Below are 22,858 nucleotides of genomic sequence, written 5' to 3'. Positions count from 1 at the left end.
GTGTCCGGGCTCAGTGCCTGAGCCTCAGTTGCCGCTGCTGCGGCCCAGGCCGAGCCGCTCCACCACGCGCTTTTCCTCGGCATAGGCCTCGCGCATGGCCTGGGCGTAGTCCCGGGTGCCGAGGTAGACCGGTTCCTGGTCGAACTTCGCCAGCTCGGCCACATAGGCCGGTTCCTGCATCGCCGCACGGAAGGCATCGTGCAGGGTGCGGATGATCGGCTCGGGCACGCCGCGCGGCCCGGCCAGGCCATAGGGCGACGTCGCCACGATGTTGTGGCCCAGCTCCTTGAGCGTCGGCACGTTCGGCCAGCGCTTGCTGCGCTTGGCCCCGAAGGTGGCCAGCAGGCGCAGGCGGCCCTGGTCGATGAAGCTGCTGAAGCCGGTCGAGCCCACACCCACCTTGACCTGGCCCGAGACCACCGCCAGCGCCTGCTCGGCCGCGCCCTTGTAGGGCACGTGCGTGTAGCGCAGGAAGCGCTGCTGCATCATCTCGTCGATCACCAGGTGCGGCGTGGTGCCGACGCCATTGCTGGCCACCGTCATCTCGCCCGGCCGCAGCCGCGCGGCTTCGAAGACGTCCTCGACGCTGTGCAGCGGGCTGTCCGCCGCCACCACCATGCCGAAGGTCGTCCCGCTGAGCTGCAGGATCGGGCTGGTGTCGCGCAGCGGATCCCACAGCACCCGCTGCGTGTGCGGGGCGCGGAAGACGGTCTGCGGAAGCTGCGCGATGGTGTAGCCATCGGCTTGTGCGTTCTGCAGCGCCGGCATGGCCAGCGTGCCTCCGGCCCCCGCGCGGTTGTCGATGTTGACCTTCTGCCGCAGGTGGTGGCTGGCCGCCTCGGCCAGGATGCGCATGGTCAGGTCGGTACCGCCGCCGGCCGGCCAGGGCACCAGCAGCGTGATCGGTCGGGAGGGGAAGTTCTCCGCGGCGCGCAGGCCCGCGGGCCAGGCCCCGGCCAGCAGCAGGCTGGCCCCGGCGGCCAGGCACTGGCGCCGGCGGATCGGCAAGGGACTCATCCTCAGGATTCCTCGATCAGTTCCATCAACAGCCGACCCCCGTAGGTGTAGCGGGAGCCGGTCAGTTCCTCGCGCTCCAGGCGCACCAGGCCGCTGCCCGGACAGAACCATTCGCGCTGCAGCACCGGCACGTCGCGGAAGCCGGCCACCGGGTCGACGAAGAGGTGCAGCGCACCGCGGCCCTCGACCTTCAGGCAGTCGCTGTAGACCTTGCCGTTGACCTTGACCTCGACCGCCGTGGCGACGATCGCGTAGTTGATCGGCAGCACCGGATGGACATGGCGGATTTCGCGCGGCCAGTCCTGCGTGCGCAGCAGCAGGTAGGGGGCGGTCTCGCCGATCCAGTTCGTGCCTTCGGCATAGGGTTGCTTCAGCACGTAGCGCGGATGCGCATCGGGCTGGGGGTCGGCCTGGAGATCGCTCTTGGCGGCGACGCGGTAGATGCCGGTCTCGTCGCTGCGCAGCCAGTAGTCGACGCCGCTGTCGCTGCGGCGCCGCCAGGCGTCGCCGGCCTTCTTGGCGGCGACATCGTCGAGCGTTTCCTTGCCGAGCGTGCGCAGCGTCAGGGTCTCGACCTCCCGGGTCTCGTCCTCCCGCTCGGTGATCACGCGGTAGGTCCAGACGCGCTGGCCGTCGAGCGGAAAGAACTCGCTGCCGCGCGGCGCGCGCTCGCAGCCCGTCAGCAGCAGGGCCGTGGCGAGCAGCGCAAGCCCGTGGCGGGGCAGGGAATGCAGGCAGGCCATCGTCACTTCTCCGGCAGCTGCGGCACGGGCATGTCGCGGATCTTCACGTCCAGCACCTCGCCGCCCGGGCGCAGCCAGGAGTTGCCGCTGCCGACCTTGGTGCTGGTCGTGCCCATCTGGCTGACGCCCTGGCGCACCTTCTTCATCGATTCGCTGAGCGAGCTGTGCATCTCCTTGCTGTAGGGCAGCTTGAAGGCGCGCGGCTCGGCCACCGGCTTGCCGTTCTCCAGGGCATTGACCCAGACGTAGAGCGCCCCGGCGCTCTTCGGGCTGGGTTCGTCGATCACGGTGGCCAGCAGCACGAAGCGCTCGGGCATGGCGTCGCGGCTGGGCCAGCCCCAGACGTCGAGCAGCACCTGGTTGGCCAGGAAGTACAGGCCGGTGACGCCGAGCACGATCAGGGCCTTGCCCCATTTCGGCCAGTTGGAGGCCATCAGGGCCAGGGCGGTGAGGGCGGCCAGGGCCACATAGGCCCACAGCAGGCCGTTGCTGTCGGAAGGCAGGGAGCTCATCGGAAGTCAGATGCGTTGAACCAGGGATTTCGGCAGGGTGTTGACCCCGGTGACCCGGCCGTCTCCCCCCACGGTGAAGCGGACCGCGGTGACCTCGTCACCCTTGCGCGCCAGCTGGGTGGTGCCGTAGAAGACCACCTCGGCGCGCGGGTTCACCTTCACCACCGAGACGGTCACGTCGACCGGCTCGTTGGTCTTGCTCTCGTAGTAGAAGAGGTTGACGGTGTACTCGCCGGGCGCATAGCCGCGGACCGTCACCACCTCCTGGTTCAGCGGGTTCACGATCTGCTGGCCGTTGACGATCAGCGTGTCGTTGGCCAGGCCGCGGTCGTCGCGGTCCAGGTGCATCATCCCGCCCTCGCGCTGGCGGAACCAGATCAGGTTCTGGCCCGGGTCCTGCACCCAGGTGTCGATGTCATTGGGGTTCATGTCCGGCCAGGTGACCGTGATGATGAATTCGGCCTTCGCATCGATCACCCCGGTCTTGGCCTTCGGGTTCATCGCGATCAGGGCGATCGCGAACAGCATCACGAAGGCCAGCAGGGTGTTGAAGAGCAGGTCGCTGAAGGGATCGATGTCGTCTTGGCGACGCTTGCGCAGCATGGCCATGTCAACGCCCCTGGCTCGACTCGCTCAGGATGTCGGCGGCCAGGCGGTCGGCCGAGCGGTCGAGCACCAGCAGCAGGAAACCCATCCACAGGTTGGCGATCAGGCCGACCAGGGTGGTGTAGAGCGCGATCGCCATGCCGGCCGTCATCTGCTGCAGCAGGGCCTGGATCTCGGCGAGCTCGAAGACCTTGGAGTTCGCGATCTGCGTGGCCATGATGATGAAGCCCACCACCGTGCCCAGCAGGCCCAGCTTGATCGCCGCGGAGGCGAACCACCAGGCCGTCTCGTGCGGACCGTGCGTGCGCTCGGCCAGGCGCTGCGAGGTCTCGGCCACCTGCTCGGCCACGTCCTGGCGGTAGGCCAGGCGCCAGGGGCTGTCGGGACGCGCCTCGGCCGCCAGGCGGTGCATGCGCAGGCCGGCCCAGGCGCTGACGATGATCGCCAGCACCAGGATGCCGAGGCTGATGCCGCTCGGGTCGCCGCGATGCAGCTCGGCGATCAGGCCGCGGTGGTTGACCCACCAGCCGACGAACACCAGCACGCCGGCCAGCACCCACCAGCCCCAGGCCAGGCGGTTCAGCCGGCGTTCGAGCGGGGTGTCGCCGCCGCGCGGCAGCAGGCGCTGGGCCCGGGGGGGCAGGCCGGCGGCCACGCCGGCCGCCGTCAGTCCGGGCGTGAAGAGCTTCCGCCCGAGGGCGGTGAGGGAGCGCATCATGGGGTCAGCCCCGTTTGGTGAGTTGGCCGAAGCCACGCTGCGGGTCGTAGCCCCAGCAGGCCAAGGTGAAGAAGACGAGCGTGCAGCCGAGCACGACCAGCGGCGCAAGGCCCGGATCCTTGTCGTAGAGCGCGAAGCGGATCCACTCGACGGCATGCGTGAAGGGGTTGAAGCGGGCGATCTGGTAGACCCACTCGGCCCCCGATTCCTGCAGCTTCCACAGCGGGTAGAGCGCGGTCGACAGGAAGTACATCGGGAAGATGACGAAGTTCATCGTCCCGGCAAAGTTCTCCAGCTGCTTGATGTGCACCGACAGCAGCAGGCCGAGCGCGCCAAGCATCAGCGCTGCCGACAGCGCGGCCAGCAGGGCGTGCAGGCCCTGCCAGCCGAGCAGCGGCAGCTCGGTGCCGATCAGCCAGGCCACGAGCACGAAGGCCACCGCCTGCAGCAGCGAGAGCAGGGCCGTCGCCGCCAGCTTGCAGAACAGCAGCCAGGGCCGCGGCAGGGGAGCCGTCAGCAGCAGGCGCATCAGGCCCATCTCGCGGTCGTAGACCATGGCCAGGCTGCTCTGCATGCCGTTGAACAGCAGCACCATGCCGATCAGGCCGGGGGCGATGTAGACGTCGTAGGGGATGTAGGTGTCGTAGGGCTCGACGATGGCCACGCCGAAGACATTGCGGAAGCCCGCCGCGAAGACCGCCAGCCACAGCAGCGGCCGCACCAGGGCCGAGACCAGGCGCCCGGTCTGCTGCATGAACTTGAGCACCTCCCGGGTGACGATGGCCTGCAGGGCCTGCAGCGCATGCGGCAGGCCGCGCCGGGCCAGCGGATCGCCGGCACGCCGGGCGTCGGGTGGAGAGGAGGAGGCGGAAGCAGTCATCGCAGGGTCAGGCTACGGGATCGGGAGGGGTTCGGACGCGTCAGGTCCCGCTCAGCGCGGGGCCTTGCAGAGCTTCTCGGGCGCGTCGGCGCCCAGGGTGTCGAGCACATTGACCGGATGCAGGATGCCCTCGACCGGGGCCTGCGAGATCACGCCCTGGCCGTCGGTCAGCAGCAGCGTCTGGCGCAGCTGGCCGTCCCAGGCGCGGAAGCTCATGCTCACGCCCTTGCTGCCGTCGAGGTTCAGCTTGGGCAGGGCCGCAGCCCAGGCCGCGGCATGGCCCTTGGGCTGGGCGGCGGCCAGGGCGACCAGGGTCTTGCCGGCCATCCAGCTGGTCCAGTCGTGTCCCGTCATCGGCCGCTTGGCCGCCTTCGCGAAGCGGCGCGAGACCTGCGGTGCCCCGAAGCGCTCGAATTGCGCATGCCAGCCGACCGCGACCAGGCCCCCGTCGCCGACCACCGGCCGGGGCAGCACGGTGCGGTAGGGCAGGCTGCGGGCGAACTCGCCCTCGCTGTCGACGACCCAGACCGCGTCGTACTGCGCGCCGGCGGTCAGCAGCAGCGGGTTGGCGAGATCGCGCTCGCGCGGATCGGCCGAGAGCTTGAAGGGCTTGACCGCGCCCACCGGCTGCAGGCCGTAGCGCTTCATCGCGGCCTGCACCACCGCCAGCCGGGCGGTGTCGGCCGGGCTGGATCCGGCCAGCACCAGCACCTTCTGCCACTTGCGCTGCAGCAGGCCCTGGGCCAGGGCGTCGGCACGCATGCGCTCGCTGGGCAGCAGGTGGAAGAGCCGGGCGCGGCAGTCGGCCGCGCGCAGGCGGTCGTCGGCCGCGCCGATGTTCAGCACCGGCACCTTGACTGCATCGGCCACGGCCAGCAGCCAGTCGGCGGGCAGCTCGGCGACGATCACCGCCGCGCCGGCCTTCTCCGCCGCCTGGGCGGCGGCCCGGGCGGCCGCGAGGTCCGCGACCTCGCGCGTCTCGAGATCGACCTTCGCGCCGACGGCTTCCAGTTCGAAGCCGCCTTCCTCCAGCGCCAGCCGCAGGCCGTCGGCCGGCACGCCGGTGGGGTGGCCGAGGTAGGCGCGCTCGGCGCGCGAACGCTCCAGGCGCGGATCGTCCTCACGGCTCAGCAAGGCGGCCTTCAGCGTGGCCGCTTCGGCGGCGAAGGCGGCCAGCAGCAGGGCGGCGGCGAGGGCCGCAGGTCGCAGGGTGGGCAGCTGCATGGTCGACCTCACTCGGCGATCACCACGCCGTAGGGCACGCGGCCGACCGGCACGGTCTTGAGGGCCTTGCCGTTCTGCGTGTCGATGACGGTCAGGTCGTCGCTCAGGCCGTTGACGACGAAGAGCCGCGCCTCGGCCTTGTCCAGCGCCACGTTCCAGGCCCGCTTGCCGACCAGGGTCAGCTGGGTGACCTTGCGGCTGGCCACGTCGACGAAGGCCACGTGGTTGGCCTTGCCGAGTGCGACGTAGGCGCGCTTGCCGTCGCGCGTCATGGTGATGCCGACGGGGGAGATGTCCTCGGCCCGGGCGCCCTTGACCTCGAACTTCACGGTGCCGATCACCGAGTGGTCGGCGGTCGAGAGGATGGAGACGGTCGCATCCAGCTCGTTGGTGACCCACAGCTCCTTGCCGTCGGGCGTCAGCGCGAAGCGGCGCGGCCGCTGGCCGACCTTCACGTTCTTGATCACCTTGGCCGTGGCCGTGTCGATCACGTGAACCAGGCTGGCCACCTCGGAGGTGATGTAGAGCGTCTTGCCGTCGGCGCTGACCTTGACGCCCTCGGGCTCCTCGCCGACCTTGACCTTCTTCAGCACCTTGCCGGTGGCCGCATCGACGAAGCTGGCCTCGCCTTCGTCTTCGTTGGACACGTAGATCGTCTTGCCGTCCGGCGAGAGGTCGAAGGCCTCGGGCTCTTCGCCCAGGGGCACCCGGCGCACCGACTTGCCACTGGCCAGGTCGATCACGTCGGCCGCGTTGGAATCGGTGCAGGCCACCATCAGCTGCTTGCCGCCCGGCAGCAGCTGCAGGTGGCGGGTGCGCTTGCAGCTCGGGATCGTGCCCTTGACCGTGAGGGTCTTGAGGTCGATCAGGGTCAGCGCGTTGTCCTTCTCGCTGGACACATAGGCGGTCTGCGCCTGCGCGGCGCCGAGTGCGCTGCCCAGCAGCAGGGTGGCGAGGGCACAGCGAAGGAAGGGGGTCTTGCGGGGGCTCATGCGGAGATCTCCTGGCATCGGGGAAGGGAGGCAGGCCCGGTGCGGGCCGCGAACCACCTCAGGTGGTGCGGGCGATGAAGCCCTGCTCCAGGGAAGGTTCGCCCAAAGCCCGCGTGACTTCTTCCCGACTGCCGTCGGCCAGCAGCTTGCCCTTGTGCAGCACGACGACGCGGTCGGCCTGCTCGGCTTCTTCCACCCAGTGCGTGGCCCACAGCACGCTGCAGCCGCGGGTCGCCACGTCCTCGTGCAGGGCGGCCAGCAGGTCGCGGCGCGACTTCGGGTCGAGGCCCACGGTGGCCTCGTCCATCAGCAGCACCTGCGGCCGGTGCAGGCCGGCGCGCACCAGCTCGACCTTGCGGCGGTTGCCGCCCGAGAGCTCGCGCACCTTGCGGTCCAGGTCCACGTCCACATTCAGGCGGCGGCAGCCCTCGACGATGCGCTCGGCCGCCACCTTGCGCGGCAGGCCGTGCAGATCGGCCTGCAGCGAGAGGTTGCGGCGGATCGACAGGTCCAGGTCCAGCGACATCTGCTGGAAGACCACGCCCAGGGAGCGCAGCGCGGCCGCCGGCTCGCTGCGGTGCGAGAAGCCGGCCACCGTGACCTCGCCCTCGTCGGCGGCGAACAGGCCGGTGAGCACCTGGAACAACGTGGACTTGCCCGCCCCATTGGGGCCGAGCAGCACGGTGAAGCTGCCCGGCGCGATCTCCAGGCTCAGCTTGTCGAGCGCGGTGCGCTCGCCATAGCGTTTGGTCAGTCCACGGATGCTCAGCATGCGGGGCCTCGCAGGGGGTCTCGTTGCAGCGGGTTCATCGAAGGAAGTCAGGGTCGGGCAAAGGATCCGCCGAAGGGCGGGAGGGCTTCCCGGCACAGAGCGCGGGCGAGGATAAGCGCGTTCCCCGGGGGATGCACATCCGGGGCCGGCCCGCAGGCAAATTGCCCCGCGGCCGGGGTGGGAGCCCGGGATTCGCCCCAGGTTCAGTCCCTCGGGACCGCGCCTGGGGCGGCCGGAGGCTCAGGCGGTGATGCGGCCCACGGCACCGCGGGCGACCAGCTCGGTCGAGTTCGCGTCCGTGCGGTAGTACATCGAGCCGCCACGTGCCGCGTTCGGCACGAACTTCAGCGCATGGGTGCTGCCGGGCGCGCCGGCGGCGGCCTGGGCCTCGGCGGCCCGCAGGGCCTCGTCGATCAGGCCGCGGTCCGGGCTCTGGGGGCAGACCGGGTCCGTCGCCTCGGCCGAGCCGGTCACCAGGAAGGCCTGGCAGCGGCAGCCGCCGTGGTCGATGTCCTTCTGGTCGCAGCTCTGGCAGGTCTCGCTCATCCAGGCCGTGCCGCGGTAGCGGTTGAAGGCGTCGCTGTCGCGCCAGATGTGCGCGATGTCGTGCGTCTTCACATTGGGGAAGTCGAAGCCCGGCAGCATGCGGGCGCTGTGGCAGGGCAGGGCGGTGCCGTCCGGCGCGACCACCAGGAAAACCGCGCCCCAGCCGGCCATGCAGGGCTTGGCCTTGGCGTCTACGTAGTCGGGCGAGACCCAGAAGATCTTCATCTGCCCGGCCAGCCTCGCCTTGTGGACGTTGACCTTGGCCTCGGCCTCGCGCAGCTCGTCCGGGGTGGGCATGAGCTCCGCCCGGTTCTGCCAGGCCCAGCCGTAGTACTGGGTGTTGGCCAGCTCCAGGTACTCGGCGCCCATGGCCTCGGCCATCTCGATGATGCGTTCGACCTGCGGCAGGTTGTAGCGATGCATCACGCAGTTCAGCACCATGGGGTAGCCGAGCGACTTGATGATCTTGGCGACCTTGTTCTTGTGGTCGAAGGTGCGGGTGGACGACAGGAAGTCGTTCATCTCCTTGGTCGAGTCCTGGAAGCTGAGCTGGATGTGGTCCAGCCCGGCCTCCTTCAGCGCCCGGGCCCGCGCCTCGGTCAGGCCGATGCCCGAGGTGATGAGGTTGATGTAGAAGCCCAGTTCGTGCGCGTAGGCGACCAGCTCTTCCAGATCGTCGCGCAGCAGCGGCTCGCCGCCCGAGAGGCCGAGCTGCACCGAGCCGGCTTCGCGCGCTTCGCGGAAGACGCGCTTCCAGGTCTCGGTGTCCAGCTCCTGGCCGTGGGCCGCGTAGTCCACCGGGTTGGAGCAGAACACGCAGTGCAGCGGGCAGCGGTAGGTCAGCTCGGCCAGCAGCCACATCGGCGGCCCGCCCTTCTTCAGGGTGCGGGCCACGGGCGCGGCTTCGGGGGCCAGGGTGGGGTCAGACGATCCAGCCATATTTGCTCGCCTCCTTCAGGAAGTGCTCGACGTCGGCGCGCAGCTCGGCGCCGTTGAAGGCCGCGCTCAGGTCGGCGATCAGCTGGGCGACGGACGTCTTGCCATCGACGCGCTTGAGGATCTCGGCCGCCGGGCCGTTGAGCTGGATCAGGCCCTCGGGGTAGAGCAGCACCCAGCTGTCCTGGGCCTTCTCGAACTGCAGGCGGAAGCCGTGCGGCAGGCGCGGGATGGCCTCGTCGCTCACGGTGAAGCGAGGGGTCTCGGCGCTCATGGGCGAAGCTCCTCGGCCAGGTCGTCGGGGTAGGCCTTCTCGACCGCGTCGAGCAGGCTCCACAGCACATCGAGCTTGAACTGCAGGATCTGGAGGGCCCGCTCCTGCTTGGCCCGGGTGCTGCACCAGGTGAGCGCCACCTCCAGGCCGTGCTCCACGTCGCGCTGGGCCAGCGGGATGCGGCTGCGGAAGTAGCCCAGGCCGCTCTGGTCGATCCAGGGGTAGGCGCTGGGCCAGGTGGCCAGGCGGTCGGCGTGGATCTTGGGCGCGAACATCTCGGTCAGCGAGGAGATGATGCCCTCCTGCCAGGGCGCCTTGCGCGCGAAGTTCACGTAGGCGTCGACCGCGAAGCGGGTGCCCGGCTGCACATGCTTGAAGGACCACAGGTCCTCGCGGCTCAGGCCGGTGGCCAGGCCCAGGCGGGTCCAGGTCTCGATGCCGCCGCCCCGGCCTTCCTCGACATGGAAGTCGCCGTGGCCATCGTGGTCGGTGATGCGTTCGATCCAGCGGCGGCGGGTCGCGCGGTCCGGGCAGTTGCCCATGATCGCGGCGTCCTTCATCGGGATGGCGGCCTGGTAGTAGAAGCGGTTGGCCACCCAGCCGCGCACCTGGAAGGGCTGCAGCGCGCCACGGTTCAGGCGCTGGTTGAAGGCGTGGAAGATGTGGTACTTCGACTCCTTCGCGCGCAGCCGGGCCTCGAACTCGGCCGGTGTCCAGGGGGTGCGGCCATCGTCCAGCGGCACCTCGTTGGGGAAGTTGGGGTTCAGGCTCGCGCTCACAGCGTGATCTCCATGCCGTCGTGGGCCACCTCGATGCCGTGCTCGGCCAGCTCGGCGCATTCCGGCCCCCGGCCGTCGAGGATGGGGTTGCTGTTGTTGATGTGGATCAGGATCTTGCGCGAGGCCTCGACACGGTCGAGCGCCGCGATCATGCCCGGCTGGCCCGGGCTGCCGCGCTGCGGCAGGTGGCCCATGTCCGCGCCGGTCTTGCTGCCCAGGCCGCGGACGATCATCTCGTCGTTGGTCCACAGCGTGCCGTCGACCATGACGCAGTCCGCCTCGTTCATCCAGCCCAGCTCCAGCGGGCCGACCTCGCCCAGGCCGGGGGCATAGAAGAAGCGCTGGCCGCTGCGCAGGTCCAGCACCGACAGCGCGATGTTGTCGCCGACGGTCGGGTTGTGGCGGTGCGGCGAATAGGGCGGCGCCTTGCCGGGGATGGCGATCGCGCGGAAGCGCAGCTGGTCGAAGCCATCGACCGTGAACTCGGCGACCTTCTGGTCCCCGGCCACCGGCAGCATGTGCCAGCGCACGCCGCAGTAGTGCTCCAGCACGCTGAGGATGGGCAGGCCGGTCGTCAGGTCCTCGAACACGCAGGGCGTGATGTGCAGGTGGATGGGCGGACCCTCGCGCAGGCTCAGCAGGCCGGTGGCGTGGTCGATCTGCGCATCCATCAGGATGACGGCCTTGATCGGCGTGTGCCGCAGGCCCTGCTTCGGCCACAGCGCGGGCGTGTTGCGCAGCTGGGTGCCGATGTCGGGCGAGGCGTTCAGCAGGATCCAGTCCTCGCCGTCCTGCGAGATCGCGATCGAGCTTTGGGTGCGCACGGGGATGCCGCGCGCCGGATCGCGCTGGGCGGCGCACATCGCGCAGTTGCAGTTCCACTGGGGGCTGCCGCCGCCAGCGCCGGAACCGAGCACAACAATCTTCATGGGGGAGTCGGGTGGGGGTCAGGGAGGGACCGGCTCCGGTCCGCGACGGTGAGTCGTCGCCCCCACAATGGCTGCGCCTGCTGCGGCCCGCACCGGCGTGCGTGACAGGCCCGGCCTTGCGGCCGCCAACCTGGTCTTGAAGGGGTTCCGAATCCGTCGCGCCGGGGCGCGGTCACGATTCGTTGATGTTGCGAGACTCGGCCGCAGCAGCGTCGTTCGCACTCGCGCCGGATTGTGCCAAGCCATGTCCCCTCTGAAGCTCGAATTCCTGCCGCCCAATCGAGGCCATAGCCCGGGGTTTACCCGTGGCCTGCCCTTCGAACTGCCGCTTGCCAACGGGCAGACCCTGGGCGGGCTGGCCGGTCCGGAGGACGCCTGGGCCCCGGGTGCGGCGCCGCGGCCGACCGTGGTGCTGCTGCATGGCGGCCCCGGCGGGCAGACCCGCCCGCTCAGCCTCGAACCCTGGCTCGACGGTCCCCTGCGCTGGGTGGCCCCGGACCAGCGCGGTTGTGGCCGCAGCCGCCCCGTCGGCACGCGCCAGGGGCAGACGCTGGCCGGGCTGCTTGACGATCTGGAGGCCTTGCGGCGGGCCCTGGACCTGCCGCACTGGGCCCTGGCCTCGGGCTCCTGGGGGTGTCGACTGGCCCTGGCCTATGCCGCACGGCATCCCCGGCGGGTGCAGGGCCTGTGGTTGCGCAGCCCCTTCCTCGGCAGCCTGGCCGAGACGCGACGCTACATCGCCCCGTGGCGCCGCTGGCTGGGTGCGGCGGGCCTGGCGGCCCTGGGCCCGGCGGCCGTGGCCGCGGTCGAGGCCCTCTACGCCGCACCACCCGATGCCGCCCAGGCCGCTGCGGCCGCTGCCGGCCAGTTGCCGGGGGCGCTGGATGCGCCGCGCCTGGCGCGGGTCTGGCAGGCCTTCGACGAGGCCCAGTCAGCGCCCGGCGGCCTTGCCGCCCAGCCCACGGTGCAGGCCGATCCGGCCTGCTGGTCGGCCCCGGGGCCTGACCCCGAACAGGTCGAGGCCCTCCACCGCGCCTGGGCGCTGCATGCTTTGCATGGCCTGCAGGCCTGGGGCAGCGCAGGCCGGGGCGCAGCCTGCGCGCGGGGCGCCTGGCTGGAGGTGGAGGCCCTCGATCCCCAGGCCCTGGGCCCGATCGCCGTGGTCGGCGGGCAGGCCGATGCCTGCTGCGATCCGGCGGTGGTCGAAGGCCTGGCCCGCTGCTGGCCGACCGCGACAGTCGACCGGGTGCCCGGCGCCGGCCATCGCATGGGCGACCCGCTGCTGGCGCCGCGCCTCCAGGCCAGCGCGCGGGTCTGGGCGGCCTGCGTCGCGGCCCGGGCGGGCTGAGGGGCGGGCGCCGGCCTCAGGCGGCCGAGCCGTTGCGCCAGCGCAGCTTGCGGTAGATGGTGTTGCGGCTGATGCCCAGGCGCTTGCTGGCCACCGAGATGTTGCCGCCGGCGGCCTCCAGCGCCTGGCGGATCACCTGCAGCTCCATGGCTTCGAGCGTGCCGCTTTCGCCTTCGCCCGGCACCCCCAGGGCCGGAGACGGCTCGACGCCGGACAGGCCGGCTGCGGCCATCGGCTCGCCCGCGCCGCCGGCCGGGGCGGGGTCCAGGGGAGCGCCCGCCGGGCGCGTGCCAGTGGCCGAGGCCGCGGCCGGCGTGCGCGGGCTGCGCTGCGCATCCTCGATGAAGTCGTCGGAGAGGTGGTCCAGCGTGATCATCGGCTCGTCGCCGGCCATCACCACCGCCGTGCGCAGCACATTGCCCATCTGGCGCAGATTGCCCGGCCAGGGGTAGCGGGTCATGAGGTCGACCACCGTGGGGGCCAGCTCGGGCACGCGCTGGCCGCCCTTTTCGCGTTGCAGCAGCAGCCGGGCCAGGGCCAGCAGGTCGCTGCGCTCGCGCAGCGGCGGCAGCTTCACGGCCAGACCGTTCAGGCGGTAGTAGAGGTCCTCGCGGAAGCTCTGGGCCTCGATCATCTCGCGCAGGTTGCGGTGGGTTGCGCTGATCACCGTCACGTCCACCTCGATGGACTTGCTGCTGCCCAGCGGTGTGACCTGACGCTCCTGCAGCACCCGCAGCAGGCGGGCCTGAAGCGCCAGCGGCATGTCGCCGATTTCGTCGAGAAAGAGCGTGCCCCCGTGCGCCTGCGCGATCTTGCCGACGGCACCCTTGCGGCGCGCCCCGGTGAAGGCGCCGTCGGCGTAGCCGAAGAGCTCGGATTCGATCAGGGTCTCGGGGATCGACGCACAGTTCACCGCGACAAAGGGCTGGCGGGCCCGGGCCGAATCCTGGTGGATCGCACGGGCCAGCACCTCCTTGCCCGAGCCGGTCTCGCCAAGGATGAGGATGGGGATGTCGCGGTCCAGCACGCGCCGGACCTTGCCGATCACGGCCTCCATCTGCGGATCGCCGGTCTGCAGCGCGCGCAGATTGGCCACGGGCACACCGCTGTCGGCCGCGGCCCGGCCGCGGCCTGCGCTGCGGACCGGGCTCTCGCTGCCTTCGGGGCTGCTGCGAGCCTCCTCGCCCGGCACCTCGGCCCCGGGCGGCAGGGTCTCGCCGATGCCGCGTGCGGCGCGCAGCGCGGTTTCCTGCAACACGACGGCATCGCTGGCCTGGCCGTTGCGCTCGGGCGCGGGCAGGCCTTCCGGGGCCACCTCGTCGACGGGTTCCACGGCTTCGCCGAGGTCCTTGCCGCCCTGCCAGCCGCCATGCCAGGTCGGCCAGTTGCAGCGGGCCTGCACATGCACCGGCTGGCCATTGGGCAGCAGCAGGCGCAGCGGCCCGGCCACCGGCGAGCGGAAAGCGTCGACCACCGCACCGACCGGGGTGCCGAACAGACTGGTCACGCTGTGCATGCGCACGGCGGCGCCGCTCATTTGCAGCAGATCCAGCGCGCTGCGGTTGGCGCCGAGGATCTTGCCGTCCCGGCCCACGGCGACGATGCCTTCCATCAGCGTGCCGATGAACTCCGGTCGGCTGTGGAAGTGCAGCCGCATGGCATGCCGGAAGTCCTCGTTGAGCCAGTGGTTCTCGATCATCCGCGCCGACATCTTCACCAGCGCCATCGTGTGCTGGTGGTAGCCGTGGTAGTCGCTGCTGACATCCAGCACGCCGAGGATGTTGCCGCGCGGGTCCAGGATGGGCGCCGCCGAGCAGGTCAGGAAATGGTTGGCATGCATGAAGTGTTCGTCGGCATGCACGAGGGTCGGCGACTCGTCGATCAGCGCGGTGCCGATCGCATTGGTGCCCTTCGCGCATTCCGACCAGTTCACGCCAGGCTGCAGCGCCACGCGGGAGGCGCGGTCGACGAACTCGTCGTCGCCGATGCTGTGCAGGATGGTGCCCTGGGCGTCGGTCAGCAGCACCAGGCTCTGGGTGCGGACGATCTGCTCGAACAGCAACTCCATGATCGGCGCGGCATGCACATACAGACGCTGGTTGCGTTCGCGCACCAGGCGCAGGTCGGAGCGGCCGAGCGGGGAGTAGTCCGGCGATTCGATGCGACGCAGGCCCAGCGCCGCGCAGCGCTGATGCGACTCTTCGATCGAGTGCAGGTGCGAACCGTCCAGCGCGAGACTGGCGGCGATCGGTCGCTGCTGGAGCAGTTCGCGTTGCCGGCGGCTGGCGCTGAGCGCGGACGCGTTGGGGGGAATGCTGCTCATGGCCGATCTCCTCAGGCTGTGTGCGCCGTCTTCAGGACGCTGTGTGTCGGTCTTGTCGCAACGTCGTCAGCGTCACGAGGGTCGCGCATGCTAGGCGAAGTGCAACGCTTGTTCAACTAGGACACGAATTGGTTGAACCTGGAACAGTGGCGCGGCGCCTGCGGATTTGCCCGGGGGGGGTGAACCATTTGGCGAAGCCTCGCTCGGATGACCGGCGCCCCATGAGACCGATCCGGTGGGCCTGCCGGGGAGGATTCCCCGGGCCTCGTGGCATGCGCTTTGCACCCCCTTTCCCCCAGCGTTTAAACGCTTCGTTTTCTTGGCTCACCTTGATGGAGACACTGGTGTTTTCCCTGATTCAAAAGCCCGCGCATGCTCTGCGCCTCGTGGTTGGTGCCGCTGCCCTCGTGGTGTCGGGTGGGGTGTTTGCGCACGGTGACGTCACGCCCCAGGCGGTTGACGTCAGCTCGCTGCCCAAGCTTGGCGACAAGTGGAGCCAAGAGAACCCGTACATCGGCAACAAGGAAGCGATCCGCGTCGGTTCCTCGGCCTACAACCAGAACTGCGCGCGCTGCCACGGCCTCGAGGCCGTGTCCGGCGGCATCGCCCCCGACCTGCGCAAGCTGGATGCCGAGTGCGCCCCCAAGACCGACCCGAAGAAGAAGCAGGCCTGCGTCATCGAGTACAACGAGTACTACGTGACCACGGTGCTGAAGGGTCGCGTCCGCAACGGCGCGGTCTACATGCCCCCGTTTGACGGCATCCTGCCGCAGGAAGCCGTGTGGGCGATCAAGTCCTACCTCGAGTCGCGTCGCGAGAAGCCGCTCTGATGAACGCCCCGGTCACCGAGCAGATGGAACCCCGGAATCCGGCACGCCGCGGCGTGCTGGCGCGCGGGCTTGCCACGGCCCTCGGGCTGGGTCTGGGCGCCACCGCGTCGCAGGCCGAGCCCGGTGATCTGGAGCAGATCCGCAAGCGCGGACTGGTGACGATTGCCGTCTACAACGACCTGCCCCCCTTCCACGTGAAGGGCCAGGGCATCGATGTCCTGGTCGCGCAGGCCCTGGCGCGCGAACTGGGCTTCAAGCTCTCCCTGATGCCCTTCCAGGCAGACGAGGAGATGTCGGACGACCTGCGCCACATGGTCACCCGGGGTCACTACATGGGCTTCGGCCCTGCCGATGTGATGCTGCACGTGCCGGTCGACACCCGGCTCATGCAGGAGAACCCGGGCGTGCTGGCCTTCGCGCCCTACTACCGTGAGCGGGTCGTGGTGGCGCGGCGCCTTGCCGCGGTGCCGAAGCTTGAGCAGATGTCGGACTTCGGCAAGCACCGCATCGCGGTCGCTGGCCAGTCACTGGCCGGTTGGCTGGTGCTGGGCACCGACAACGGGGCCTACCGCGACCAGGCCGTCACCCGCTGGTCGGATGGCGTGGCTGCCGCGCAAGCCATGAAGGCGGGTGAATTCGACCTGGTGGCCGGTGCGGCCTCCGAGCTCGAATCCGTCCTGTCCAAGGAGCCCGGCATCGTGATCGATCCGTTGCCGGCCCCCCGTGCACCGAAGGATGGCTGGGCCATCGGCTGCGCGGTCAAGAAGTCGTCCACCGCACTGGCCCAGGCCGTGCAGGCGGCGATGAACACCTTGTCGGACAAGGGCGAGCTGCAGGCCATCTTCGCCTCGGCCGGCGTGAGCTGGCGCAAGGTCTGACGCACAGGTCTCGGCGAGCGCACGACACCAAGGGCTCCTTCGGGAGCCCTTTTTTATGGCTTGCTGCTTCGGCTTGGAGCACTGCTCAGGGAAAACCTTTGCTATCGCCCAGGGGGTCTGCCCTCTGAAGATATGCACTGGATTGCTGAAGTATTCGGGTCTGCTTGGACAAAAAGCAGTGCCCAGTCCCCCTAGCCCGCGGAGCCCGCCAGCCATGCAGAAAACCCTGCACATCAACCCGGAGAAGTGCACCGGCTGCCTTCAGTGCGAGATGGCCTGTTCCTACGAGAACTACGCCACCTATGCGCCCAGCAAGTCGCGCATCAAGGTCTTCGATTTCCACCACACCGGCCGCAAGGTGCCCTACACCTGCACCCAGTGCGACGAAGCGTGGTGCCTGCATGCCTGCCCGGTGGAGGCCATCACCCTGGATGCCGTGACGGGCGCCAAGCTCGTCAACGAGACCACCTGTGTGGGCTGCAAGGTCTGCACGATCTCCTGCCCCTTCGGCACGATCAACTACGTGCAGGAGACCGGCAAGGTCCAGAAGTGCGACCTGTGCGGCGGCGAGCCGGCCTGCGCCGAAGCCTGCCCGACGGGCGCCATCACCTACATCGATGCCAACTGGACCGGCCTGAACAAGATGCAGGCCTGGGCGGACAAGCTCGGCAACCAGACGGCATAAGGAGTACACGCAAATGTCCTGGGCTGGAAAGATCCTCCGCGTCAACCTGAGCACCGGCGCCATCAGCCGAGAGCCGCTGAAGATGGAGTGGGCCAAGGCCTACCTCGGCTCGCGTGGCCTGGCGTCCAAATACCTGATCAGCGAGATCGATCCCAAGGTCGATCCGCTGTCCCCCGAGAACAAGCTGATCTGGGCGACTGGTCCGCTGACCGGCACCATGGCCTCCACCGGCGGCCGCTACACCGTCGTCACCAAGGGCCCGCTGACCGGCGCCATCGCCTGCTCCAACTCGGGCGGCTACTGGGGTGCCGAGTTCAAGTTCGCCGGCTGGGACATGGTGATCTTCGAGGGCAAGTCGGCCAAGCCGGTCTACCTGTCCATCGAGGATGACCACGTCGAGCTGCGCGATGCCGCGCACCTCTGGGGCAAGTCGGTCTGGGAAACCGAAGAGATCATCAAGAAGCAGCATCAGGACCCGCTGGTCCGGGTTTCCAGCATCGGTCTGGCCGGCGAGAACGGCGTGCTCTACGCCGCCGTCGTGAACGACCTGCACCGCGCGGCCGGCCGCTCGGGGGTCGGTGCGGTGATGGGCAGCAAAAACCTCAAGGCCATCGCGGTGCGCGGCACCCAGGGCGTCGGCAACATCCGCGACCCCAAGGGTTTCATGAAGGCCACCTTCGAGAAGAAGAAGATCCTGGCCGACAACGCGGTGACCGGCCAGGGCCTGCCGACCTACGGCACCCAGGTGCTGATGAACGTGATCAACGAGATCGGCGCTTCGCCGACCCGCAATCACCGCGACGTGCAGTTCGAGGGGGCGAAGGACATTTCGGCCGAAGCCATGGCCACGCCCCGTGCGAGCGATGGCAAGGCCCAGCTGGTCACCAACCAGGCCTGCTTCGGTTGCACCATCGCCTGCGGTCGCATCAGCAAGATCGACCAGACGCATTTCTCGGTGCAGAACAAGCCGCAGTACTGGGGTGCGACCGGCGGTCTGGAGTACGAGGCGGCCTGGGCCCTGGGCAATGCCAACGGCGTGAGCGACCTGGAAGCGCTGCAGTACTGCAACACGCTCTGCAACGAGCAGGGCATGGACCCGATCTCCTACGGCGCCACCATCGGTGCCGTGATGGAGCTCTACGAGATCGGAGCGCTGACCAAGGAGCAGATCGGCATCGACGCCCCCTTCGGTTCGGCCGAGGCGCTGGTCAAGCTGACGGAGATGACGGCGCAGGGCGTCGGCTTCGGCAAGGAGATCGGCCTTGGCTCCAAGCGTCTGTGCGAGAAGTACGGTCATCCCGAGCTGTCCATGAGCGTGAAGGGCCAGGAGTTCCCGGCCTACGACTCGCGCGGCATCCAGGGCATGGGTCTGACCTACGCCACCTCCAACCGCGGCGCTTGCCACCTGCGCAGCTACACCGTGGCTTCCGAGGTGCTGGGCATTCCGGTCAAGACCGATCCCCTGAGCGCTGACGGCAAGCCCGAGCTGGTCAAGGCCTTCCAGGATGCGACCGCGGTCTTCGACTCGGCCGGCATCTGCGTGTTCACCAGCTTCGCCTGGGGCCTGGCCGATGTGCAGCCGCAGGTCGCGGCGGCCTGCGGCGAGGAGTTCACGCTGGACAACCTCAACGAGATCGGTGAGCGCATCTGGAACATGGAGCGCGAGTTCAACAACGCGGCGGGCTTCACCGCCAAGGACGACACCCTGCCGCCGCGCCTGCTGAACGAGCCGGCCAAGACCGGCCCGGCCACCGGTCTGGTCAACAAGCTGCCGGAAATGCTGCCGAAGTACTACGCGATCCGCGGCTGGGACACCGAGGGCCGTCCGCTGCCCGAGACCCGCGCCCGGCTCGGCCTCTGAGCCCCGGCGCTTGATGCACCCCAGCCTCAGTGGCTGAGAGACCGCCCGCCGCAAGGCGTGGGCGGGGCAGGGCGGACAAGGCCACTTGATCCGCCCTTTGTCTTGTTTGAACGCTTGATTCCTGGAGACGAGCGATGCGTCACCTGATCCTCGGAGCCGGCCCGGCCGGCGTGATCGCCGCCGAGACGATCCGCAAGTACTCGCCCTACGACACCATCACCATCGTCGGCGACGAGCCCGAGCCGCCCTACTCGCGCATGGCCATTCCCTACCTGCTGATCGGCAAGGTCGGCGAGGACGGCACCTACCTGCGCCGCAGCGAGGCCAATTTCCGCGAGCAGAACATCCAGGTCCTGCGCCAGCGCGCGGTTCGCATCGACGCCGCGGGCAAGACCGTCACGCTCGACAACGGCAGCATCCTGGGCTACGACAAGCTCTTGATCGCCACCGGCAGTCAGCCGGTGCGCCCGCCCATCCCCGGCATGGACCTGCCTGGCGTGCATCCTTGCTGGACGCTGGAGAACGCCCGCGCGATCGCTGCCCTGGCCCAGCCCGGTGCCCGCGTGCTGCAGATGGGTGCGGGCTTCATCGGCTGCATCATCATGGAAGCCCTGGCCCTGCGCGGCGTCAAGCTGACCGTGGTCGAGATGGGCGATCGCATGGTGCCGCGCATGATGGGGCCGACCGCCGGCACCATGATCAAGACCTGGTGCCAGAAGAAGGGCGTGCAGGTCTTCACCAGCACCCGCGTCGAGGCCATCCGCCCGGCCGCAGCGGCGGTTCCGGCGGCCGCTCCGGCCGAGACCGGCGGCTTGCTCGACAAGGTCAAGGGCTTTCTCGGCCTCGGCAGCCCCGCGGCACCCGCCCCGGCCGTCCCCGCCCCGGCCGACGGCCCCATGCAGGTCCAGCTCTCCAATGGCCAGACCCTGGAAGTCGACCTTGTCATCAGCGCCACCGGCGTCAAGCCCCATGTCGCCTTCCTCAAGGACAGCGGCCTGAAGATCGACGGCGGCATCGTCGCCGACGAGCGCCTGCGCACCAACCTGCCCGACGTCTACACCGCCGGCGATTGCGCGGCCGCCTATGACCTGGCGACCAAGGCCCATGTCGTCAGCGCGATCCAGCCGAACGCAGCCGACCAGGCCTATGTTGCGGCCATGAACATGCTGGGCCGCAACACCGTCCTCAAGCGCGTGCCGCAGATCAATGTGCTCGATACCCTGGGCCTGATCTCGGCGAGCTTCGGCGCCTGGGACGGCGTGCCCGGCGGCGAGCAAGTCGAACTGCTCGACGAGGCCAACTACAAGCTGCTGAGCCTCCAGTTCGATGCCGGCGAACGCCTGGTGGGCTGCAACAGCATCGGCTGGACCGACCATGTCGGCGTCATGCGCGGACTGGTCGAGGGCCGCATCCGCCTGGGGGAATGGAAGGCCAAGCTCAAGGCCGACCCGACCCGCCTGATGGAGGCCTATCTGGCCCAGGCCCAGGCGCAGTCGGCCTGGGCCACCGCCCGACCGCATTGAAGATGCAGGCCCGCAGTGCGCCCAGCGACTGCGGCCCCGCTCAAGCGCCGCGCAGGTCCGTTCGGCCCGCGCGGCGTTTTCGTTTTCAGCGATGCTTGCGCTTGCCTCTCCGGACGCCGCGCTCCATCCCGCCCGAGCCATGCAGATCACCTTCAAGCTCTACGCCTCCTTGACCGATCACCTGCCGCCCGAGGCCCGGCGCAGCAACCAGGTGCGCATCGATGTGCCGGAGGGAGCCACCCTGGCCCAGATCATCGAGCCCTACGCGCTGCCCATGCGCCTGGTGCATCTGGTGCTGATCAACGGCGTCTACGTGCCGCCGGAGGAGCGTGAGACCCGCACCCTGAAGCCCGGCGACACCCTCGCCATCTGGCCCCCGATCGCAGGAGGGTGAGTGGGGACTGCCATGGGTCCCTGCGGACCCATGGCAGCCTCACGAACCGACCGAGCTCCGCGAGGTCGTGGGCGACTCAGCACGATGCCCGGGTCCCTGCGGACCCATGGCAGCCTCACGAACCGACCGAGCTCCGCGAGGTCGTGGGCGACTCAGCACGATGCCCGGGTCCCTGCGGACCCATGGCAGCCTCACGAGCCGACCGAGCTCCGCGTTCCCCCATGCAATCCACCTATCCTGAACAGTTCGAGCGCGACATGGCCTGCACCGAGGCCGAATGGCTGGGCTGGCTGCCCGGTGCGGTGCAGTCGCACGCCCTGAGCCTGGCGCCGGGCCGTGCCCAGGTGCAGATCGATGCGGGGGAGCTGCGGCTGAGCTGGTCCGTGCTGCCGCCGCGTCGCATTGCCCTGCTGACCCTGCCGAGGCTGGGGGTGCGCTTTGCCTTCAGCGGACTGGATCACGCGGCGCGTCTGGCCTTCATGCGGCACTTCGACCTGTGGATGCAGCGCGGCGGGGGCTGAGTCGCGCGGCGGAGCGGGGGCCGGCCATCGCCGCGGTTTAAGCTCGCGTCCCCAGCGACCGACCCCGCCCTCCATCGATGAACGCTCCCCTTGCCCCCGCAGAACTTGCCGGACGTCGCCTCGTGTTGGCCCTGTCCGGCGGCGTGGCCTGCTACAAGGCCGCCGAGCTGCTGCGCCTGCTCGTCAAGGCCGGCGCCGAGGTGACGGTGATGATGAGCGAGGCCGCGCAGCAGTTCATCGGTGTCGCGACGATGCAGGCCCTCTCCGGCCGGCCGGTGCATGTCACCGCCTGGGATGAGGCCACGCCCAATCACATGCCGCACATCGCGCTGGGCCGTGAGGCCGAGGCCCTGCTGATCGCTCCGGCCAGCGCCGACCTGATGGCCCGCCTGGCCCAGGGCCGGGCCGACGAGCTGCTGAGCCTGACTGCCCTGGCCCGACCGCGCGAGCGCTGCGCCTTGCTGCTGGCCCCGGCCATGAACCGCGAGATGTGGAGCCATCCGGCCACCCAGCGCAACGTCGCCCAGCTGCGCGCCGACGGGGCCGAGATCCTCGGCCCCGACCACGGCGCGCAGGCCTGCGGCGAAACCGGCGAGGGACGCATGCTGGAACCCCCGGCCCTGCTTGACGCGGTGATCGCGCACTTCCGGCCCAAGTCGCTGGCCGGCTGCGAGCTGCTGATCACCGCCGGCCCGACCTTCGAGCCCATCGACCCGGTGCGCGGCCTGACCAACCGATCCAGCGGCAAGATGGGCTTCGCGCTGGCCCGTGCCGCGGCCGAGGCGGGGGCACGCGTGACCCTGGTGGCGGGCCCCGTCCATCTGCCCACGCCGGCGGGTGTGCTGCGCGTCGACGTGCAGACCGCCGACGACATGCTGCAGGCCGTGCTGCCGCGTGCGCAGGCCCTCGGCCCCCAGGGCGTCTTCATCGCCACCGCAGCCGTGGCCGACTGGCGACCGGCCACGCTGGCGCCGCACAAGCTGAAGAAGAACGGCAAGAAGGTGCCGCCGCAGCTGGAGCTCAGCGAGAACGAGGACATCCTCGCCCGCGTTGCGGCGCTGCCGGCGCCGCCCTTCTGCGTCGGCTTTGCCGCCGAGAGCGAGCATCTCGAAGCCCATGCCCGCGAGAAGCTGGTCCGCAAGAAGCTCCCGCTGGTCGTGGGCAACCTCGGCCCGGCCACCTTCGGCCACGACGATAACAGCCTCCTGCTGGTCGACGCCCAGGGCGCAGCGCCCCTTCCGGCCGATGGCTCCCGGGCGGACAAGCGCGTGCTGGCCTGCGCCCTCGTGGCCGAGATCGCCCGCCGCCGCGCGGCCTGGCTGCAGCCCTGAGCCTGCGCTTGCCGGGCCCTGGCCGGGCGCAAGCCGTCCGGCTCCGCGCCACGGGCCCGTCCGGTTTCCGGCCCAAGAAAAAACCCCCGTCGTCCGGGAGACGACGGGGGTTTTCTGCGAGAGATGGTGCCGGTGAAGAGAGTCGAACTCCCGACCTTCGCATTACGAATGCGCTGCTCTACCAACTGAGCTACACCGGCAACAAGCCCGCGAGTATAGCCGGGCTCGCATCCTCA

At 69.8% G+C, this 22,858-nt stretch carries 23 protein-coding genes and 1 tRNA gene; 9 read left to right on the top strand and 15 right to left on the bottom strand.

What is annotated here, in order from left to right; translation table 11 throughout:
- Positions 1-24: 24 nt before the first annotated feature.
- The 13 genes from H4F90_RS06410 to pqqB form a co-directional block, all read right to left on the bottom strand.
- Positions 25-1,017 carry a tripartite tricarboxylate transporter substrate binding protein gene (locus tag H4F90_RS06410; RefSeq protein WP_182662517.1) on the bottom strand — a complete coding sequence of 331 codons (993 nt, stop codon included), beginning with the start codon at positions 1,015-1,017 and terminating at the stop codon, positions 25-27.
- A gap of 2 nt (positions 1,018-1,019) precedes the next feature.
- Entirely contained in the window at positions 1,020-1,760 is a 741-nt protein-coding gene (locus H4F90_RS06405; protein WP_235971968.1) for a hypothetical protein, read from the bottom strand.
- Positions 1,761-1,762: 2 nt separating this feature from the next.
- Positions 1,763-2,272, bottom strand: a complete 510-nt coding sequence (locus H4F90_RS06400; RefSeq protein WP_182662515.1) for a hypothetical protein — start codon at positions 2,270-2,272, stop codon at positions 1,763-1,765.
- 6 nt (positions 2,273-2,278) lie between these two features.
- Positions 2,279-2,881 carry a hypothetical protein gene (locus H4F90_RS06395; protein ID WP_182662513.1) on the bottom strand — a complete coding sequence of 201 codons (603 nt, stop codon included), beginning with the start codon at positions 2,879-2,881 and terminating at the stop codon, positions 2,279-2,281.
- A gap of 1 nt (position 2,882) precedes the next feature.
- Positions 2,883-3,596, bottom strand: coding sequence for a MotA/TolQ/ExbB proton channel family protein (locus tag H4F90_RS06390; protein ID WP_182662511.1), 714 nt, complete (start codon positions 3,594-3,596; stop codon positions 2,883-2,885).
- Between the two features lie 4 nt (positions 3,597-3,600).
- The gene (locus H4F90_RS06385; RefSeq protein ID WP_182662509.1) at positions 3,601-4,476 is read right to left on the bottom strand and encodes an ABC transporter permease; all 876 of its coding nucleotides are present in this window, start codon (positions 4,474-4,476) and stop codon (positions 3,601-3,603) included.
- Between the two features lie 51 nt (positions 4,477-4,527).
- Complete coding sequence (locus tag H4F90_RS06380; protein ID WP_182662507.1) at positions 4,528-5,700, bottom strand: type 1 periplasmic-binding domain-containing protein; 1,173 nt, start codon at positions 5,698-5,700, stop codon at positions 4,528-4,530.
- Between the two features lie 8 nt (positions 5,701-5,708).
- Positions 5,709-6,710: a PQQ-dependent catabolism-associated beta-propeller protein gene (locus H4F90_RS06375; RefSeq protein WP_407926160.1), complete on the bottom strand. Its 1,002-nt coding sequence runs from the start codon at positions 6,708-6,710 to the stop codon at positions 5,709-5,711.
- A 40-nt stretch (positions 6,711-6,750) separates the two neighbouring features.
- Positions 6,751-7,464 (bottom strand): ABC transporter ATP-binding protein, encoded by a 714-nt coding sequence (locus H4F90_RS06370; protein ID WP_182662503.1) that lies wholly within the window; start codon positions 7,462-7,464, stop codon positions 6,751-6,753.
- A gap of 240 nt (positions 7,465-7,704) precedes the next feature.
- The gene (gene pqqE / locus H4F90_RS06365) at positions 7,705-8,949 is read right to left on the bottom strand and encodes a pyrroloquinoline quinone biosynthesis protein PqqE (protein ID WP_182662501.1); all 1,245 of its coding nucleotides are present in this window, start codon (positions 8,947-8,949) and stop codon (positions 7,705-7,707) included.
- Positions 8,933-9,220 carry a pyrroloquinoline quinone biosynthesis peptide chaperone PqqD gene (gene pqqD, locus H4F90_RS06360; RefSeq protein ID WP_182662499.1) on the bottom strand — a complete coding sequence of 96 codons (288 nt, stop codon included), beginning with the start codon at positions 9,218-9,220 and terminating at the stop codon, positions 8,933-8,935. The genes pqqE and pqqD overlap by 17 nt, the downstream gene beginning before the upstream one ends.
- Complete coding sequence (pqqC, locus tag H4F90_RS06355; protein WP_407926159.1) at positions 9,217-9,999, bottom strand: pyrroloquinoline-quinone synthase PqqC; 783 nt, start codon at positions 9,997-9,999, stop codon at positions 9,217-9,219. Before pqqC ends, pqqD begins: the two co-directional genes overlap by 4 nt.
- Positions 9,996-10,928, bottom strand: a complete 933-nt coding sequence (gene pqqB / locus H4F90_RS06350; RefSeq protein WP_182662496.1) for a pyrroloquinoline quinone biosynthesis protein PqqB — start codon at positions 10,926-10,928, stop codon at positions 9,996-9,998. Before pqqB ends, pqqC begins: the two co-directional genes overlap by 4 nt.
- Before the next feature lie 244 nt (positions 10,929-11,172).
- Here pqqB and H4F90_RS06345 point away from each other — a divergent pair, with 244 nt between their 5' ends.
- Positions 11,173-12,276: an alpha/beta fold hydrolase gene (locus H4F90_RS06345; protein WP_182662494.1), complete on the top strand. Its 1,104-nt coding sequence runs from the start codon at positions 11,173-11,175 to the stop codon at positions 12,274-12,276.
- A 16-nt stretch (positions 12,277-12,292) separates the two neighbouring features.
- Here the strand turns inward: H4F90_RS06345 and H4F90_RS06340 are convergent, their stop codons facing one another.
- Positions 12,293-14,599 carry a sigma-54-dependent Fis family transcriptional regulator gene (locus tag H4F90_RS06340; protein ID WP_182662492.1) on the bottom strand — a complete coding sequence of 769 codons (2,307 nt, stop codon included), beginning with the start codon at positions 14,597-14,599 and terminating at the stop codon, positions 12,293-12,295.
- Positions 14,600-14,931: 332 nt separating this feature from the next.
- Between H4F90_RS06340 and pedF the strand changes: the two genes are divergently transcribed.
- The 8 genes from pedF (at position 14,932) to coaBC (ending at position 22,622) form a co-directional block, all read left to right on the top strand.
- Positions 14,932-15,429, top strand: a complete 498-nt coding sequence (pedF, locus tag H4F90_RS06335) for a cytochrome c-550 PedF (protein WP_182662490.1) — start codon at positions 14,932-14,934, stop codon at positions 15,427-15,429.
- Positions 15,429-16,307 (top strand): transporter substrate-binding domain-containing protein, encoded by an 879-nt coding sequence (locus H4F90_RS06330; protein WP_220486049.1) that lies wholly within the window; start codon positions 15,429-15,431, stop codon positions 16,305-16,307. The genes pedF and H4F90_RS06330 overlap by 1 nt, the downstream gene beginning before the upstream one ends.
- 214 nt (positions 16,308-16,521) lie before the next feature.
- Positions 16,522-16,992: a 4Fe-4S dicluster domain-containing protein gene (locus H4F90_RS06325; RefSeq protein WP_182662486.1), complete on the top strand. Its 471-nt coding sequence runs from the start codon at positions 16,522-16,524 to the stop codon at positions 16,990-16,992.
- Positions 16,993-17,005: 13 nt separating this feature from the next.
- Positions 17,006-18,853: an aldehyde ferredoxin oxidoreductase family protein gene (locus H4F90_RS06320; protein WP_182662484.1), complete on the top strand. Its 1,848-nt coding sequence runs from the start codon at positions 17,006-17,008 to the stop codon at positions 18,851-18,853.
- A 134-nt stretch (positions 18,854-18,987) separates the two neighbouring features.
- Complete coding sequence (locus tag H4F90_RS06315; RefSeq protein WP_182662482.1) at positions 18,988-20,376, top strand: NAD(P)/FAD-dependent oxidoreductase; 1,389 nt, start codon at positions 18,988-18,990, stop codon at positions 20,374-20,376.
- 139 nt (positions 20,377-20,515) lie between these two features.
- Positions 20,516-20,770: a sulfur carrier protein ThiS gene (gene thiS, locus H4F90_RS06310; RefSeq protein WP_182662480.1), complete on the top strand. Its 255-nt coding sequence runs from the start codon at positions 20,516-20,518 to the stop codon at positions 20,768-20,770.
- 221 nt (positions 20,771-20,991) lie between these two features.
- Entirely contained in the window at positions 20,992-21,291 is a 300-nt protein-coding gene (locus H4F90_RS06305; RefSeq protein WP_182662478.1) for a hypothetical protein, read from the top strand.
- 77 nt (positions 21,292-21,368) lie between these two features.
- Complete coding sequence (coaBC, locus tag H4F90_RS06300; RefSeq protein ID WP_182662476.1) at positions 21,369-22,622, top strand: bifunctional phosphopantothenoylcysteine decarboxylase/phosphopantothenate--cysteine ligase CoaBC; 1,254 nt, start codon at positions 21,369-21,371, stop codon at positions 22,620-22,622.
- Positions 22,623-22,746: 124 nt separating this feature from the next.
- Here the strand turns inward: coaBC and H4F90_RS06295 are convergent.
- Positions 22,747-22,822 (bottom strand) — tRNA-Thr (locus H4F90_RS06295).
- Between the last annotated feature and the right edge of the window lie 36 nt (positions 22,823-22,858).

Origin of the sequence: Aquariibacter albus, assembly GCF_014145335.1 — a bacterium.
In the GTDB taxonomy this organism is placed as follows: Bacteria; Pseudomonadota; Gammaproteobacteria; order Burkholderiales; family Burkholderiaceae_C; genus Aquariibacter; species Aquariibacter albus.
The sequence above is the reverse complement of the archived record's forward strand: the minus strand, read 5'-3'. Positions and strand labels throughout refer to the sequence as shown.